This is a genomic window from Bradyrhizobium jicamae, assembly GCF_018130695.1.
Lineage (GTDB): Bacteria > Pseudomonadota > Alphaproteobacteria > Rhizobiales > Xanthobacteraceae > Bradyrhizobium > Bradyrhizobium jicamae_B.
Genome location: NZ_JAFCJX010000002.1, coordinates 357,191 through 373,453, shown reverse-complemented (window position 1 = coordinate 373,453; position 16,263 = coordinate 357,191). Strand labels below are relative to the sequence as shown.

At 66.0% G+C, this 16,263-nt stretch carries 11 protein-coding genes and 1 pseudogene; 2 read left to right on the top strand and 10 right to left on the bottom strand.

Going from position 1 to position 16,263, the window contains the following annotated elements; genetic code table 11:
• The first annotated feature begins 47 nt into the window (after positions 1-47).
• Both JQ604_RS04510 and JQ604_RS04505 read left to right on the top strand, forming a co-directional pair.
• Positions 48-1,877: an aminopeptidase P family protein gene (locus JQ604_RS04510; RefSeq protein WP_212353904.1), complete on the top strand. Its 1,830-nt coding sequence runs from the start codon at positions 48-50 to the stop codon at positions 1,875-1,877.
• Positions 1,878-2,141: 264 nt separating this feature from the next.
• Positions 2,142-3,419, top strand: coding sequence for a multidrug effflux MFS transporter (locus JQ604_RS04505; protein WP_212353559.1), 1,278 nt, complete (start codon positions 2,142-2,144; stop codon positions 3,417-3,419).
• 147 nt (positions 3,420-3,566) lie between these two features.
• On the opposite strand, the gene ligA is transcribed toward JQ604_RS04505, so the two are convergent.
• The 10 genes and pseudogenes from ligA to murB all read right to left on the bottom strand — a co-directional run bounded on the left by ligA (position 3,567) and on the right by murB (position 16,225).
• Positions 3,567-5,717 (bottom strand): NAD-dependent DNA ligase LigA, encoded by a 2,151-nt coding sequence (gene ligA / locus JQ604_RS04500; protein ID WP_212353556.1) that lies wholly within the window; start codon positions 5,715-5,717, stop codon positions 3,567-3,569.
• 12 nt (positions 5,718-5,729) lie between these two features.
• The gene (recN, locus tag JQ604_RS04495) at positions 5,730-7,403 is read right to left on the bottom strand and encodes a DNA repair protein RecN (RefSeq protein ID WP_212353553.1); all 1,674 of its coding nucleotides are present in this window, start codon (positions 7,401-7,403) and stop codon (positions 5,730-5,732) included.
• A 13-nt stretch (positions 7,404-7,416) separates the two neighbouring features.
• Positions 7,417-8,325 (bottom strand): outer membrane protein assembly factor BamD, encoded by a 909-nt coding sequence (locus tag JQ604_RS04490; RefSeq protein ID WP_212353550.1) that lies wholly within the window; start codon positions 8,323-8,325, stop codon positions 7,417-7,419.
• A 256-nt stretch (positions 8,326-8,581) separates the two neighbouring features.
• Positions 8,582-9,541 carry a UDP-3-O-acyl-N-acetylglucosamine deacetylase gene (gene lpxC / locus JQ604_RS04485; protein WP_212353547.1) on the bottom strand — a complete coding sequence of 320 codons (960 nt, stop codon included), beginning with the start codon at positions 9,539-9,541 and terminating at the stop codon, positions 8,582-8,584.
• Between the two features lie 351 nt (positions 9,542-9,892).
• Positions 9,893-11,683: a cell division protein FtsZ gene (gene ftsZ / locus JQ604_RS04480; protein ID WP_212353544.1), complete on the bottom strand. Its 1,791-nt coding sequence runs from the start codon at positions 11,681-11,683 to the stop codon at positions 9,893-9,895.
• Between the two features lie 87 nt (positions 11,684-11,770).
• A complete protein-coding gene (gene ftsA / locus JQ604_RS04475; RefSeq protein ID WP_212353542.1) occupies positions 11,771-13,087 on the bottom strand; it encodes a cell division protein FtsA in 1,317 nt (438 codons plus the stop codon).
• Positions 13,084-14,079, bottom strand: a complete 996-nt coding sequence (locus tag JQ604_RS04470; protein ID WP_212353538.1) for a cell division protein FtsQ/DivIB — start codon at positions 14,077-14,079, stop codon at positions 13,084-13,086. Before JQ604_RS04470 ends, ftsA begins: the two co-directional genes overlap by 4 nt.
• A pseudogene (locus JQ604_RS41435) lies at positions 14,037-14,231 on the bottom strand (D-alanine--D-alanine ligase); the annotation flags it as partial. The gene JQ604_RS04470 and the pseudogene JQ604_RS41435, both read right to left, overlap by 43 nt.
• 84 nt (positions 14,232-14,315) lie before the next feature.
• On the bottom strand, positions 14,316-15,302 hold the full coding sequence (locus JQ604_RS04465) for a D-alanine--D-alanine ligase family protein (protein ID WP_212353536.1): 987 nt from the start codon (positions 15,300-15,302) through the stop codon (positions 14,316-14,318).
• Complete coding sequence (murB, locus tag JQ604_RS04460) at positions 15,302-16,225, bottom strand: UDP-N-acetylmuramate dehydrogenase (protein ID WP_212353532.1); 924 nt, start codon at positions 16,223-16,225, stop codon at positions 15,302-15,304. Before murB ends, JQ604_RS04465 begins: the two co-directional genes overlap by 1 nt.
• Between the last annotated feature and the right edge of the window lie 38 nt (positions 16,226-16,263).

Genomic DNA, 16,263 nt, shown 5'->3' with positions numbered 1-16,263 from the left:
ACCGGTTTTCCGATAAGATCATGCTCCACCTGAGAGGCCGCCCGCCGATGTTCGAAGCCCACTTCCAGACGTTCGAGGAACCGGAGACCGGCGTGGCGTTGTCTGCGCGGCTGGGCGCGCTCCGCGAGGAGCTGGCGCGCCGCAAGCTGACGGGTTTTGTCGTTCCCCGCGCCGATCAGCAGCAGAATGAGTATGTGGCGCCCTCCGAGGAGCGGCTGGCCTGGCTGACCGGCTTCACCGGTTCTGCCGGCCAGGCCATCGTGCTGGCCCGGGAGGCCGCGGTGTTCGTGGACGGCCGCTACACCTTGCAGGCCGGCAAGCAGGTCGACCGCAAGGCCTGGCAGGTCGAGCCGCTGGTCGAGCCGCCGCCGGAGCATTGGCTGGCGCGGCACCTTTCGGCCGGCGACCGCCTAGGATTTGACCCGTGGCTGCACACTTCCGCAGCAGCCGAGCGGCTGGCCGCGGCCTGCGCCAAGGCCGGCGCGGAGCTGGTGGCGGTCGAGAGCAATCCGGTCGATGCGGTCTGGAATGAGCGGCCGGCCCCGCCGCTCGGGCCCGTCGCGATCCACGGCCCGCAATTCTCCGGCGAGATCGAGGCCGAGAAGCTCAAGCGGATCCGGCTCGAGATCAACAAGCTCGGCGTCGATGCGCTGGTGCTCTCGGACAGCCACGCGGTGGCCTGGACCTTCAACATCCGCGGCGCCGACGTCTCGCACACCCCGCTGCCGCTGTCCTACGCGCTGGTGCCGAAGGACGGCCGGCCGCTGATCTTCATCGACCACCGCAAGCTCTCCAACGCGACGCGCGACCATCTCGAACAATCCGCCGGTGTCGAGGAGCCGGCGGCGCTGACGCCGAAGCTGGTCGAGCTCGCCAAACGCGGCGCCTCGATCGCGCTCGATGGTACCACCGCGGCCGACGCGTTGAGCCGATTGATATCAGGCAACGGCGGCAAGCCGGTACGCGGCAACGATCCCGTCAGCCTGTTGAAGGCGGTGAAGAACATCACGGAGATCGAGGGCACGCGCACGGCGCACCAGCGCGACGCGGTGGCGCTGACGCGCTTCCTCGCCTGGATCGATCGCGAGGCGCCGTCGGGCGGCCTGACCGAGATCGACACCGTCGAGGCGCTGGAAACCTTCCGCCGCCAGACCTGCGCGCTAAAGGATGTGTCTTTTCCAACGATCGCCGGCACCGGGCCGAACGGCGCCATCGTACACTACCGCGTCACCCGCAAGAGCAACCGCCGCATCGAGCCCGGCGATCTCCTGCTGATCGATTCCGGCGCGCAGTACGAAGACGGCACCACCGACGTCACCCGCACCATCGCGATCGGCCAGCCCTCGGACGAGATGCGCGACCGCTTCACCCGCGTGCTGCGCGGCCATATCGCGATCGCGCGCGCCGTGTTTCCCGATGGCACCACCGGCGCGCAGCTCGACACCCTGGCGCGGCAATATCTGTGGTCGGCCGGCGTCGATTTCGAGCACGGCACCGGCCACGGTGTCGGCAGCTACCTGTCCGTCCACGAAGGCCCGGCGCGAATTTCAAAGCTTGGCACCACGCCGCTGAAGCGCGGCATGATCCTCTCCAACGAGCCCGGCTACTACAAGACCGATGCCTTCGGCATCCGGATCGAGAACCTCGAGCTCGTCATCGGCACCGACATCAAGGGCGCGGAGAAGCCGGTCAATGCGTTCGAGACGCTGACCCTGGCGCCGATCGACCGGCGCCTGATCGATGTCGGCATGCTGAGCGAAGGCGAGTTGAAGTGGCTGAACGAGTATCACGCCCGCGTGGCCAAGGCGGTCCGCCCGCATCTCGACGACAACGCGACCAAGCTGTGGCTCGATGATGCGACGGCGGAATTGAAGTAGCTCGCTTTCGAGCACCACGGCAGCCACACACCCCACTGTCATCCCCCGCGAAAGCGGGGGACCAGTACGCCGTGGCTTCTCCGTATCCCACCACGGTCTCTGGAATACTGGGTCCCCGCATGCGCGGGGATGACAGCGAGGACTGTTGCGCGAGACGAAATCCCAGCTCCGCCTCCCGCTTTCGGCATGGCCGCATGCCGAAACACCCGTATTCCGCGCGGACCAGCACGCTACAGTCTGACCGCAACACGGACACGGATTTGAATGCACGGCATGATGGGCAAGCCGCCCATGGCGGCCACGGAGAAACTTGCGACATCGAAGGTCATGCTGCTGATGCTCGTCGTGATGACGGGCGTGGCGCCGATCTCGCTGTACATGCTGGTGCCCGCGCTGCCGGTGCTCGCCACCACCTTCGGCCGCGACATCTCGGTGGCGCAGATGACGGTGTCGCTCTACATGGTCGGCATCGCACTGTCGCAGCTGATCATGGGGCCGCTGTCGGACCGGTTCGGCCGCCGCCCGGTGCTGCTCGGCGGTCTCGGGCTGATGGTCGTATCCGGCATCGCGAGTGTGTTCGCCGAGAACCTGCCGCAGCTGATCGCGGCGCGATTCTTCCAGGCGCTCGGCGGCGCCAGCGGCATGGTGATCTCTCGCGCCATCATCCGCGATCTCTATCCGCGCGAGCGCGTCGGCGCCATGATCAGCCTGGTCGTCGCCGCGCTGATGGTCGGACAGATGGTCAGCCCGCTGACCGGCGGTCTTCTCGAGACCGCGTTCGGCTGGCGCGCGGTCCTCTATTTCATCACCGGCGCGTCGCTGGTGATCACGATCTTCATCGCGCTGGCGCTGCCGGAAACGAAGCGCGACCGCGTCGAAGGTGGCGGCTTCCGCGGCGACGTCGGCAAGCTCTTCACCAACCGCGCCTTCATCGGCTATCTGCTGTGCCAGGTGCTGGCCTCGCAGATCATCTTCGCCTTCGCCGGCGGCGGCCCCTATATCGTGGTGACGCAGATGGGCCGCAACAGCGCCGAATATGGCGCGTGGTTCGCCTGCACGGGCTTTGCGTATCTGGTCGGCAACCTGCTCTGCGTGCGGTTTGCGCCACGGCATTCGCTGGAAAAGCTGATCTGGTTCGGACTCGCACTGCAGGTCGGCGGCAGCCTCTTGAACCTGATCTGGAGCTTTATGGGCGTCAACCAGGCGCCGGCCTGGCTGTTCGGCACCCAGATGATCGTGATGGTCGCCAATGCCTTCGTGATGGCGAACTCCGCCGCCGGCGCCATCAGCATCCGCCCCGAAGCCGCCGGCACCGCCTCCGGCGCCATGGGCTTCCTGCAGCAAGGCATCGGCGCGCTGGTCTCGCAATTCGGCGCCTATCTCGGCGGCCACTATGCGAGCACGCTGCCGCTGATGTCGGCGATCTTCGCGATCTCGGTGGCGTGTGCGTGCACGATGATCTTCATCGTGCCGCGACGGGATGTGGTGGTGAGCGAGGAGCTGATCGCACAGGCGGAGGAGGATGAGGGCGGGATGATGTGAGGCGTGCTCGCGCCTCGCTTTCGCATGTCATCCCCGCGCACGCGGGGATCCAGTATGCCGCGGCTTCTCCGCATCCCACCGCCGCCTCTGGAATACTGGGTCCCCGCATGCGCGGGGATGACACCGGAGAATGTGGCGGCAGAGCGCCTACTCCCCAATCAGCGTCAGCCATTCGTCCTCGGTCAGCACCTTGACACCATGCTTGTTGGCGTCCGCCAGCTTCGAGCCGGCGCCGGGGCCGGCGACGACGAGGTCGGTCTTCTTCGACACCGAGCCCGAGACCTTGGCGCCGAGCCGTTCGGCCGTGGCCTTGGCCTCGTCGCGCGTCATCTTCTCGAGCGAGCCCGTGAACACGACCGTCTTGCCGGCGACCGCTGAATTGCTCTTCGGCTTCTCGGCGTCGACGATCTCGTCAAGCTCTTCGGTCAGCCGCTCGACGATGCCGCGATTGTGCTTCTCGCCGAAATAATCGGCGATGCTCCTAATCACGGTGTCGCCGATCTGGTCCAGCGCATCCATCTCGGCAATCGCTTCCTCGTCACCCTTGGCGACCGCGAGGCAGGCATCGTGGAAGGCGTCCCAGGAACCATAGCCGCGCGCCAACGCCAGCGCTGTGGTCTCGCCGACATGGCGCATGCCGAGCGCGAAGATGAAGCGCTCCAGCGCGATTCTGCGGCGCGCCTCGATCGAGGCAAAGAGATTGCGCACCGACGTCTCGCCGTAGCCTTCGATCTCTTCCAGCTTGAGCTTGCTGTTGCGCTTCTGCAGCGTGAAGATATCGGCGGGCTCCTTCACCCAGCCTTCGTCGAAGAAATATTGCAGCTGCTTCTCGCCGAGCCCGTCGATGTCGAAGGCGCGCCGCGACACGAACAGTTTCAAGTGCTCGATCTTCTGATAGGGACAGGCGAACTCGCCGCTGCAGCGGGCGCGTGCCTCTTCCTCGCCAGCCGCGGTCTCCCCGCGCACCACGTCGGTGTGCAGCGGGCATGGGCACTTCTTCGGAAAGTGGAATTCCTTCGCGCTGCTCGGCCGCTTGTCGATGATAACGTCGACCACCTGCGGAATCACGTCGCCGGCGCGCTGGATCACGACGGTGTCGCCGATTCTGATGTCGCGCCCCTCGCGCAACACCTCACCCTTGTTGCCGATGCCCTTGATGTAATCCTCATTGTGCAGCGTAACGTTCTGCACGATGACGCCGCCGACACCGATCGGCTCAAGCTTGCCGACCGGGGTGAACGAGCCGGTGCGGCCGACCTGGATCTCGATGTCGCGCAGCACCGTCATGGCGCGCTCGGCCGGGAATTTATGCGCGATTCCCCAGCGCGGCGTGCGCGAGACGAAGCCGAGCCGCTCCTGCCAGTCGATGCGGTCGACCTTGTAGACGACGCCATCGATGTCGTAGTCGAGCTCGGCGCGCTGCTCCTCGATCTTGCGATGGAACGCGATCAGCTCCTCGACCGAGTGACACAGCTTGGTCAGCGGATTGGTCTTGAAGCCGCAGCGCTCGAACCAAGAGATCATGCCGCTCTGCGTCTCCTCCGGCAACGCGCTCATCTCGCCCCAGGCATAGGCGAAGAAGCCGAGCGGGCGCGAGGCGGTAATCGTCGGATCCTTCTGCCGCAGCGAGCCGGCCGCCGAGTTGCGCGGGTTGGCGAAGATGGTGTCGCCGGCCGCCTTCTGGCGCTCGTTGAGCGCCAGGAAGGCCTTCTTGGTCATGTAGACTTCGCCGCGCACCTCGCAGATATCAGGGATGTTGCGGCCCTTCAGCCTCTCGGGCACGTCTTCCAGCGTGCGGATATTCGCGGTGACGTCCTCGCCTTCCGCGCCATCGCCGCGAGTTGCGGCCTTGACGAGCTCGCCGCCCTCATAGCGCAGCGACATCGACAGACCGTCGATCTTCGGCTCGGCGGAGAAATCGATCTTGTCGTCGGGGAGCTTCAGGAAGCGGACGATGCGACCGGCAAAATCGACCACGTCTTCTTCCGCGAAGGCGTTGTCGAGCGACAGCATCGGCACCGAATGACGGACCTTCTTGAACCGCCCCGACGGCGCCGCGCCGACCTTCTGTGACGGCGAGTCCGCGCTGACGAATTCCGGGAAGCGCTTCTCGATCGCGTTGAAGCGCTGACGCAGCGCGTCGTACTCGGCGTCGGTGACGGAGGGCGCGTCGTCCTGGTAGTAGCGCCGATCGTGGCCTTCGAGTTCGAGCGCCAAGCGCATGTGCTCGACCTTAGCCTGAGGCTTGGTCAGTTTCTCGACATCGGGAAGCGGTTTTGACTTTGCTGCTCTTGCCATAGCGATGCAAAACTACGCCGTCGCCGCGCGCAGCAGCCGCTCGGCAGCAGCCCTTGCCTCAGCCGTGATCTCCGCGCCCGCCAGCATCCGCGCGATCTCCTCGCGGCGGTGATCGGCGGCCAGCGCGTTGACGCGGGTGGCGACGCGCTTGCCCTTGTCGAGGGCGTCCTTGGAGATCAGGAGATGCTGGCTGGCGCGCGCGGCGACCTGCGGCGCGTGCGTCACCGCCATCACCTGCACCTTGCCGGCGAGCCGCGAAAGCCGCGAGCCGATCGCGTCCGCGACCGCACCGCCGACGCCGGTGTCGATTTCGTCGAACACCAGGGTTGGTGCCGAGCCGCGGTCGGCCAGCACGACCTTCAGCGCCAGCAGGAAGCGCGACAGCTCACCGCCGGAGGCGACCTTCATCAGCGGCCCCGGCTTCGTCCCCGGATTGGTCTGCACCCAGAACTCGACGCGGTCGATGCCCTCGGGGCCCGGCGCGTTGGCGTCGCTCTCGACCTGCGTGGTGAACTTGGCGCGCTCCAGCTTGAGCGGCGCGAGCTCGGCATTGACGGCCTTGTTGAGTTTGTCGGCCGACCTGGTCCGCGCGGCCGAGAGCTTCGCGGCAGCCGCGGCATAGACCTTGTCGGCATTGGCGGCGGCAGCCTCCAGCTTCTTCAACTGGTCGGCGCCGGCATCGATCAAGGCGACGTCGTCGGCATATTGGGCCGCCAGCCGCGCCAGCAGATCGACCGGCACCGAGTATTTACGCGAAGCGGCGCGCAGCGCGAACAGCCGCTCCTCGATGCGTTCGAGCTCGGCGGGATCGAAATCGGTCGCAGCCAGTGCGGCATGGAGATGCTGGTCGGCCTCCTCCAGCGCGTTGATCGCAATGTCGATCGCCTTCACCGCGGGCTCGATCAGCCCAGGCGCATTGGCGGCCCGCCGCTCCAGCCGGCGCACCGCAGCCGACAGCGTCGCCACCGGCGAGTGCGAGCCGCCGATCGCGTCCTGCGCCTCGCGCAGGTCGGTCGCGATCTTCTCACCCTGCATCATGGTGGTGCGGCGGTTGGCGAGTTCGGTCTCCTCGCCCTCCTTCGGCGCCAGCGCCTGCAATTCCTGCGAGGCATGGCGCAGATAGTCGGCCTCGCGCGCGGCGCGTTCCATGCCGGCACGATGCTCCTCCAGCGCCGCGGTGGCGACGCGGCGGGCGTCCCACAACACCTCCAGCGCCGCGACGTCCTTCTCCAGCCCCGCGAAGGCGTCTAGCAGTCGGCGATGGGTCGATGCATCGACCAGCGCGCGCTCGTCGTGCTGGCCGTGGATCTCGACCAGCGCGGCGCCGACCGCCTTCAGAGTCTGCACGGAGATCGTCTGGTCGTTGATGAAGGCACGGGTGCGGCCGTCAGCGAGCTGGACGCGGCGCAGGATCATCTCACCGGTGTCGTCGAGGCCGTTCTCGGCCAGGATCTTCGCCGCCGGATGTCCCTTGGGCACATCGAACATGGCGGTGACCTGCCCCTGCTCCGCGCCATGGCGCACCAAGCCGGCATCGCCGCGGCCGCCGAGCGCCAGCGCAAAGGCATCGAGCAGGATGGATTTGCCCGCGCCGGTTTCGCCAGTGAGGACGGCGAGGCCACGGGAGAATTCGATATCGAGCCGTTCGATCAGGACGATGTCACGGATCGACAGACGCGCCAGCATGCCAGACTAATTCCTAGCCGAGACCCATCTTCTTGAAGGCCCTGGAGATATAGGACCCTTGATTCTCGCTCGGCTCGAGACCGCCGGACTTTACTAGATTATAGGCGTCCTTGTACCAGCGGCTGTCAGGAAAATTGTGGCCCAGCACGGCGGCCGCGGTCTGCGCCTCGCCGTTGATGCCGATCGCCATATAGGCCTCGGTCAGGCGGTAGAGCGCCTCTTCGACATGACGCGTGGTCTGGTACTGCGTCACCACCGACTTGTAGCGGTTGATCGCGGCGGTGAAGTCACGCTTCTCCATGTAGTATTTGCCGACCGCCATCTCCTTGCCGGCGAGCTGGTCGCGCGCGGCCTCTAGCTTGGACTTGGCGGAGGTCGCGTATTCCGAGGTCGGATATTTGCGCACCACCTCTTGCAGCGCGTTGATGGCCTTCTCGGTGCGGCCCTGGTCGCGGGAGATGTCCGGAATCTGGTCGAAGTGCGAGGCCGCGATCAGGTACTGCGCATAGGCTGCGTCCGGGCTGCCCGGATGCAGCGTGACGTAGCGGCTGGCGGCGCCGATGCAGCTGTCATAGTCGCCGGCCTGATAGAACGAATAGGCCGACATCAGGAGCGATTTGCGGGCCCAGTCCGAATAAGGATGCTGGCGGTCGACTTCCTCGAACTTCTTCGAGGCCGCTTTCGGATCCTTCTTCTGGTTCATCATGTACAAGCCCTCATTGTAGAGCTTGTCCGCGGGCTCCTCGACGAAGGTGTCGTCCTTCGCCATGAACTTGTCCCAGAGCGCGCCGGTGCCGCAGCCGCTGAGCGGCAGCGCGAGCACGATCAGGCCCGCTGCGAAGCGCAGCGAGCGCACGGCCTGCGAGAGGCCGGAAACGTCAGACGAGTTGCGTGCTTCGAGCGTCATACGCTTTGCCGACATGAAATGTAAAACCTGACGCCTTTGATGCGGTTAACGGCGAAGCCCACGTCATCCATGAAACGCGGCCATGGACGCAATATTCCCCGTCCCCGGTAATTCCCCACGCCAACGGCGCGTGTCGTGCAGCCGCAGGCCTTCTACCCGAAAAACAGTCCTGAACCAATCGAATAGGGAGCCATTTCGCCCGGATTAAGGCGGCCGGCCACAGGCCTTACCGATTGTGGATACTACGGAAATTGCAACGCGCGACGCGATATCAGGAAACGTCCGGGCCGTAGGCCGGGGAAACGATGCCGCCGACCATGCCAACGCCGGCCTCGACATAACCGCGGGGGCGACGTGCGGTCCCCGATTCGACCACCCGCCAAGCGCTGGGATCGGCCAGCAGGGCCTTCAGCACCGCGTGGTTCAGCTTGTGGCCGCCGCGGACCGAACGATAGAGGCCGAGCAGCGGCAGGCCGGCCAGCGCGAGGTCGCCAACCACGTCCAGCACCTTGTGGCGGACGCATTCGTCGCTGTAGCGCAGGCCTTCGGTGTTGAGCAGGCGGGTGTCGTCGAACACGACGGAATTCTCGAAGGAGGCGCCGAGCGCGAAACCGGCGCTCCAGAGGCGGGCCACGTCGTTCATGCAGCCGAAGGTGCGGGCGCGGGCGACGTCACGGCGGAAGCTCTCGGGCGAGAGATCGAAATTGTAGACCTGGCGGCCAATCACAGGGTTGGCGAAGTCGATCTCGACCTCGGCGCGGAACCCGCCGGCGAAGGGGCGCAGTTCACCGACGGAATCACCGATGACTGCCTTGACCGGCTTCAACACCTGGATGAAGCGGCGGGCGGCCTGCTGGGTGACGATACCGGCCTGCTCGATCGCGGCAACGAAAGCCGCAGCGCTGCCGTCCATGATCGGAACTTCGGGACCGTCGACTTCGATGACAGCGTTGTCGACGCCCATGCCGCGCAGCGCAGCAAGCACATGCTCGGCGGTGGAGACCAGCGGACCTTCGCAGTCGCCCAGCACCGTCGCGAAATCGGTCGCGATCACGGCACTGGCGTTGGCCTGGATTTCACGGTCGGCACCGTCGAGACCGGTGCGGACAAAAATAAAACCTGCGTCGACAGGCGCAGGTCCCAACGTCAGATTGACCGGCAAACCGGAGTGAACGCCTACACCCGTCACGGTGGCTTGCGACCGAAGCGTCGTTTGGCGATTCAATTTCATTCGATAACTGCCCACTACCCGACTTCACTCAAACAGAGAGGCCAATTTCCCCAAGGCCGACTCGCTTGAGCTCCCCAAGTCACGGCAGACCATAGTCACTGCCCTAAGGAAGCCAACTCACGCTTCTTTACCGATTGTTACCCCATCTCCGCCGCAATCGCGCCAAGGGTTAACCAAATTGCGGCAGCGCAAAAGCGCCTTTTCAGCCCCTTCATCAGATCACCGAAAGAATAATTAATCATTTAATATCAGCTGCTTGGTCACCAAACTGTGACTACGGCAACGATCCAAAAGCGAAGGCCCCGGCGGGTCGCGCCGGGGCCTGTTGGGTCGCCAGAATTGTAACAAACTTCAGGTTGCCTGCCGGCGGAGGAAGGCCGGGATATCAAGATGGTCGTCGCCCTGTGGCGCCTGGGCAACAGGTGCGGGACGGCCATGGGCGTCCAGACCCTGCGGCGCCGGGCGCTTCGCATACTCGGATACCGGATCGTGAGCTGCGATCTGCTGCGCCACGGAGCGGGCCGGCTTGCGCTCGGGAAGCGGCGGCATCGCCGGATTCGCGGAGCGGGCGGCGATCGGCGGTTCCGACTCTTCGTCGCGACGGCCGAGGCCAACATTGGCCAGACGCTGCAGCAGCGACAGCCGGGTCTTCTGCTGCTGGTGCTCCTCCTCGCCGTCGCCGCGGGCCTGGCGGATCTCGGCCTGGGCCGGCATCGGCAGGTCCTCGAACTTCGGCATCCGCGGGGCGCGGGCCGGCGCACGTTCGGCCGCCTGAGGGATGAAGGTTTCGGGGGTTGCCGGCTCGTGGTGCTCGATCTTGGCCACCTCATGATCCGGGAACAGGGTCGGCTTCTGCGCGATCGGGCGGACCGTCACATCGCCATAGGCTGCCGCCTGCATCGGCGCCGGGGCCTCCGGGGCGACCGCCGCGGCGATCGCGGCCAAAGCACCGCGCTCGACATTATTCATGGCCTGGCGCGGCGGCTGCGGCGCGACGGGCGCCGGGGTCACGATCGGAGCAACCGTCACCGGGGCGGGAGCGGCTTCCAGCTTCTGGGCGCGCTCGGCCATCCGCGCATTGTCGGCCTTCAGGCGCGCGGTGAGGTCGGCGAGCCGGTTCTCCGGCGAACCGTTCGTCTGCACGGCCGGCGCGGCGGCAGCGTTGCGGGCGATCGCGGCCTGCTCGATGCCGGTCGCAACCACGGAGACGCGGATGATGCCGTCGAGGGTCTCGTCGAAGGTGGCGCCGACGATGATGTTGGCGTCGGGATCGACTTCCTCGCGGATGCGGGTGGCGGCTTCGTCGACTTCGAACAGGGTCAGGTCCTTGCCGCCGGTGATCGAGATCAAGAGGCCACGGGCGCCCTTCATCGAGCTATCGTCGATCAGCGGGTTGGCGATCGCAGCTTCGGCTGCGGTCAGTGCGCGCTTCTCGCCGGTCGCCTCGCCGGTGCCCATCATCGCCTTGCCCATCTCACGCATCACGGCGCGGACGTCGGCGAAGTCGAGGTTGATCAGGCCTTCCTTGACCATCAGGTCGGTGATGCAGGCGACGCCCGAATAGAGCACCTGGTCGGCCATCGCGAACGCGTCGGCGAAGGTGGTCTTCTCGTTGGCGACCCGGAACAGGTTCTGGTTCGGGATGATCAGGAGCGTGTCGACCACCTTGTGGAGCTCGGCAATGCCGTGCTCGGCGGTGCGCATGCGGCGGCCGCCTTCGAAGTGGAACGGCTTGGTCACGACGCCGACGGTGAGGATGCCCATCTCGCGCGCGGCCTTGGCGATCACGGGAGCTGCGCCGGTGCCGGTGCCGCCGCCCATGCCGGCGGTGACGAACACCATGTTGGCACCGGTCAGATGATCGCGGAGCTCGTCGATGACCTCGGTGGCGGCGGCCGCGCCGACATCGGGCTGCGAACCGGCGCCGAGACCCTGGGTGACTTGCGTACCCATCTGGATGATGCGCTGCGCCTTCGACATGGTCAGCGCCTGTGCGTCGGTGTTGGCGACGACGAAATCGACGCCCTGCAACCCGGCAGTGATCATGTTGTTGACGGCATTGCCGCCTGCGCCACCGACGCCGAAGACGGTAATCCGCGGTTTCAGCTCGCTGATGTCAGGGGGGGTCAGATTGAGTGCCATGGTTGCCTCTCGATTACGCGCGCGTGGGTTCGCCCCGGCCGGCGGCCGCGGGAGTTGGTGAAATTCCTTGGTGATGGGTGTCGGTCATCAGAAGCCCTCGCGAAGCCATCGTCCGACCTTTCCGAAGTAACCGTCAGTCCCTGTCCTGAGTTGCCGCGTGTGTCGCGGTTCGACATGTTCAAGATGAGCGTATTGCGGATAGACGAGCAGGCCCGCAGGCACCGCGAACGAGGCGCCCTTGGCCTCGTTGGGCAGCCGGCCGAAGCCGAGCGGACGGCCGATGCGGACGGGACGGTTGAGAATGCGCGTGGCGAGCTCGACGGTGCCGGTCAGCTGCGAGGCGCCGCCGCTCAGCACAACGCGCGCCCTCGGCTCCGCGGCGAAGGGGGAGTCGGCGAGCCGGTCCCGGACCATCTCAAAGATCTCCTCGGCGCGATGCCGGACGATGTTCGCGATCGTGGCGCGGGAAACGATCTGCGGGGTATCGCGGTCGTCGCCTGCGGTCGGAACCGACATCAGCTCGCGCGCATCCGAACCGCCGGTCAACACGGTGCCGTATAAGGTCTTGATTCGCTCGGCATCCGCAATGCAGGCGCCGATGCCGCGCGCGAGATCCATCGTGATGTGCTGGCCGCCGAGCGCAAATCCCGACGCGTGCACGAAGCGGCCGCCGGAATAGGTCGCGATCGTGGTCGACCCCGCGCCCATTTCGATCACGGCGGCGCCAAGATCGGCTTCGTCATCGGTCAGGATCGAGAGACCTGCGACATAAGGACTCGCCGCCATGGCCTCGACGTTGAGATGGCAGCGTTCCACCACCAGCATCAGGTTCTTGGCGACGGTCGCGTCCGCCGTCACGACATTCATGTCGACGCCGAACTGGCGCGCCACCATGCCTCTGGGATCGCGGATGCCCTTGACGCCGTCGAGCGCGTAGCCGACCGGCAGCGCATGCAGCACGGTGCGGCCCTCGCCGGTGGCGTGGCGCATGCCGGCCGAGGTGACGCGGCTGATGTCGTCCGACGTCACCGAGCCGCCGCGGATGTCGGCGGCAGCCTCGACCAGCTGGCCATGCAGCCGGCCGCCGGAAACCGAGAGCAGCACGGATTCGACGCGGACCTTGGCCATGCGCTCGGCGAGCGCCACGGCGTGACGCACCGCCTTCTCGCATTCGGCGAGGTCGACCACCGCGCCGGCCTTGACGCCGCGCGACTGGATCTGGCTGTAGCCGATCAATTCCACCGCATGGCTGCGGCCGCGCAACGCCTCGTTCGGCGGCGACGGCTTCAGCCGCGCGATCATGCAGGCGATCTTGCTGGAGCCGACGTCGAGCGAGGCCACCAGCGCGGTGCGCTTCTGCATCGGGCGGGTCTTCGGGGTCAAATTGCGGTCGAGGCCGGTCATAGGTCAACGGCCTTCTTCTTGGACTTCTTGTCCTTGAACAGCTCTTCGCGCGCCTTTGCGGCGTCCTCGGAGAGCTGCACGAACAGACGGTCGGGCAGGCGCATGTCGACGGCAACGATGTCGCGCGAGAACAGCTTGTCTTCCTTGTCGAGCCTGGAGAGCGCGGCCAGCGCATTGCCGACGTCGTTCTCCGGCAGACGGATGTCGAGACCGTCCTTCAGCCGCAGGTTCCAGCGCCGTTCGCCGACGAAGATCGCGGCCTTGGTGACCGAGCGCACCTGCGGGTAGCGGTCGAGCAGCGCCAGGAAATCCTTCGCGCGCGTATCGGCGCCCTTGCCCACCACCAGCGGCAGGTTGACGAAGCGGCGCGAGAAATACGGCTGGACCACCGCACCGTCGTCGGCGATCACGGCAAGGCGGCCATCCTGCTGCCACAACGCGAACGCGGCGCGCTCGACGATGTCGATCTGCAGCCGGTTCGGATAGAGTTTCAGGATCGTGGCATCCGCGATCCAGGGACTGGCCTTGAGCTTCTCGCGCACGGTCGCGGCATCGAGGAACAGCAGCGACGAGCGGCCGTTGACGCCGCCGATCGCGAGCACCTCGTCCTGGCTCAGCTGCTTGCGGCCGTTGATGGCGACCGTGGTGATGCGGAAGCCGGCGGAATTGGCCAGCGCATTGCGGGCGTCGCTGAAGGCCTCGACGGCCTCATCAACATGGCCGCCCTTGACGATGCCTAAGCCGGCGCTGCCGAGCAGGATCGCGAGCGTCGCGGTGACGCCGATGCGGCGCGGCAGATAACGCTCCAGCAGCAGAATCACGCGGTTCGACGGCTCGCGGTCGATGATCGGGGCGGGCTTGCGGCGGGGGCGCGGAAGATGGCGGGCGAAAAACTCGCGCGTCAGCACGGCCGCTCCAATAGCGGCTGCTTTCAGGTCAGCTTGGGGCCTCAGCGATCGGGTCGATCGGGCGAGGCGTCCTGCACCATCCATTGCACGAGCTCGTCACAGGTTGTGCCCGCACAACTTGCGGGTTCCGGCGCAGGTGACGTCTTGAGGGATGTCGCAACATGCGCCGCCAGCGTTAACCTTCGGGCTTCCTGGTAAACAAATGGTAAAACCGACCCGACTGGAGCGTGTTTTGATCAACCTTGTGAGTGCTTTGGCGCGAACTCGTTAGCATTTTTGCAACAGTTTGGGTTCCCCTCCCCGTGCAACTCCCGGGTTCCCTATTTCTGCGCGCGGCGTTTCGCCAGCTCGATCTGGTCGTTCAGGAAGTCGGCGAACGCGATGCCCTGCGCCTTCAGGGCCTTCGGATAGAGTGAGGCGGCGGTCAGGCCCGGCAGGGTGTTGGTCTCGAGATAGACCAGCCCGGTCGGGGAGACGATGAAGTCGCTGCGGGAGTAGCCGCTGCATGACAGCGCCCGGTGCGCCCGCGCCGCCTGGTCCATCAGCGCAGCCGTCACATCGGGCGCAAAACGCCCCGGACAGATCTCCTGGGTCGACTTGAGCAGGTACTTCGCCGCGTAGTCGAAGGCGCCCTCGCCCGGCACGATCTCAATCGGCGGCAGCGCGATGATCGAGCCGTCGGCGCGCTCCAGCACGCCGCAGGTCGATTCGATGCCGGCGACGAACGGCTCGATCAGATATTCCTCGGTCTTGGCCGCGTTGCGGACCGCGATCAGATCCTGTCTGGCGTTGACGAAGATCAGCCCGTAGCTCGAGCCGTCCTTGGCGGGCTTTGCGATCAGCCTGCCATATTTGTCGAAGGCGTCGTCCAGATCCCCGAGCGCGATGCCCTGCGGTGCATTCACACCCGCAATCGCCGCAAAGCGCTTGGCGGCGAGCTTGTCGAACGCGAGATTCGACGACGCCGAACCGGAGCCGGTGAAGGGCACGCCGCGCAGTTCGCACATCGCCTGCAATTCGCCGTTCTCGGCACGACCGCCATGCAGGCCGAGCACCAGCACGCGATCCTCGGCCTTGGCCTGGTCCAGCGCCTCAGCCAACGGGATGCCGCGCGCGGCCGGCTTGAACTCGTCCTCGAACGGTCGCGTATGGCGCAGCAGTTCATCGGTCTGCACCACGTGCACAGTGTCGTTGACGTGCCAGAACCAGAGGTCTGCCTCGGGCAGCGCCTTGCACAGCGCCTGCGTGCTCGCGACCGAAACCAGCCGCTCTTTATTGGTGCCGCCAAAGAGAATGGTGGTGCGCATCAGTCTCGTCCGATTCCAATCCGCTTGATTTCCCAGTGTAGCTCAATTCCGGATGTCTGCCTGACCCGTTCACGCACGGTTTCGCCGAGCGTCTCGATGTCGTGACCCGTGGCGCTGCCGGTGTTGATCAGGAAATTGCAGTGCATCTCCGACACCTGCGCGCCACCGACCTTCAGGCCGCGGCAGCCGGCAGCATCGATCAGCTTCCAGGCGCTGTTGCCGGGCGGATTCTTGAACGTCGATCCGCCGGTCTTCTCGCGGATCGGCTGCGCGGTCTCGCGATGGGCCTGCACCTCATTCATGCGGACGCGGATCGCCTCGGCGTCGGTGAGCTTTCCGCGGAAGCGCGCGGAGGTGAAGATGATGGAGGGATCGACGCCGCTGTTGCGGTAGACGAATTTCATGTCGGCATTGCCAAAAACGTGCTTCGTACCGTCACGGCCGACACCGGTCGCCTCGAGCAGCACATCCCTGGTCTCGCCGCCATTGGCGCCGGCATTCATGCGTAGCGCGCCGCCGATCGTGCCGGGGATGCCGAAGAAGAATTCCATGCCGCCGATGTTGGCGCTCGCAGCCGTCTCCGCGACACGCTTGTCGAGCGCCGCAGCACCAGCGGTGACGATGTCACCGTCCGCGCTGGTCTCGCCGAACGCGCGCGGCGCGAGGCGGATCACGACGCCGGGCAACCCGCCGTCGCGCACGATCAGATTGGAGCCGACGCCGACGACATAGACCGGCAGATCCTTCGGCAGGTGCTTCAGGAAATAAGCGAGATCGTCCTCATCCGCCGGCGTGAACAGCACCTGCGCCGGACCGCCGACGCGAAACCAGGTGAGTTCGGCAAGTGACTGGTTGGCGAGCAAGCGGCCGCGCAGCCCGGGCATCGCGGATTTGAGATCGGGGGTGATGTCGGGGAAGGTCATGGTCACCCTCCCAAGCCCGGCCATGACGTGGAGGGGTA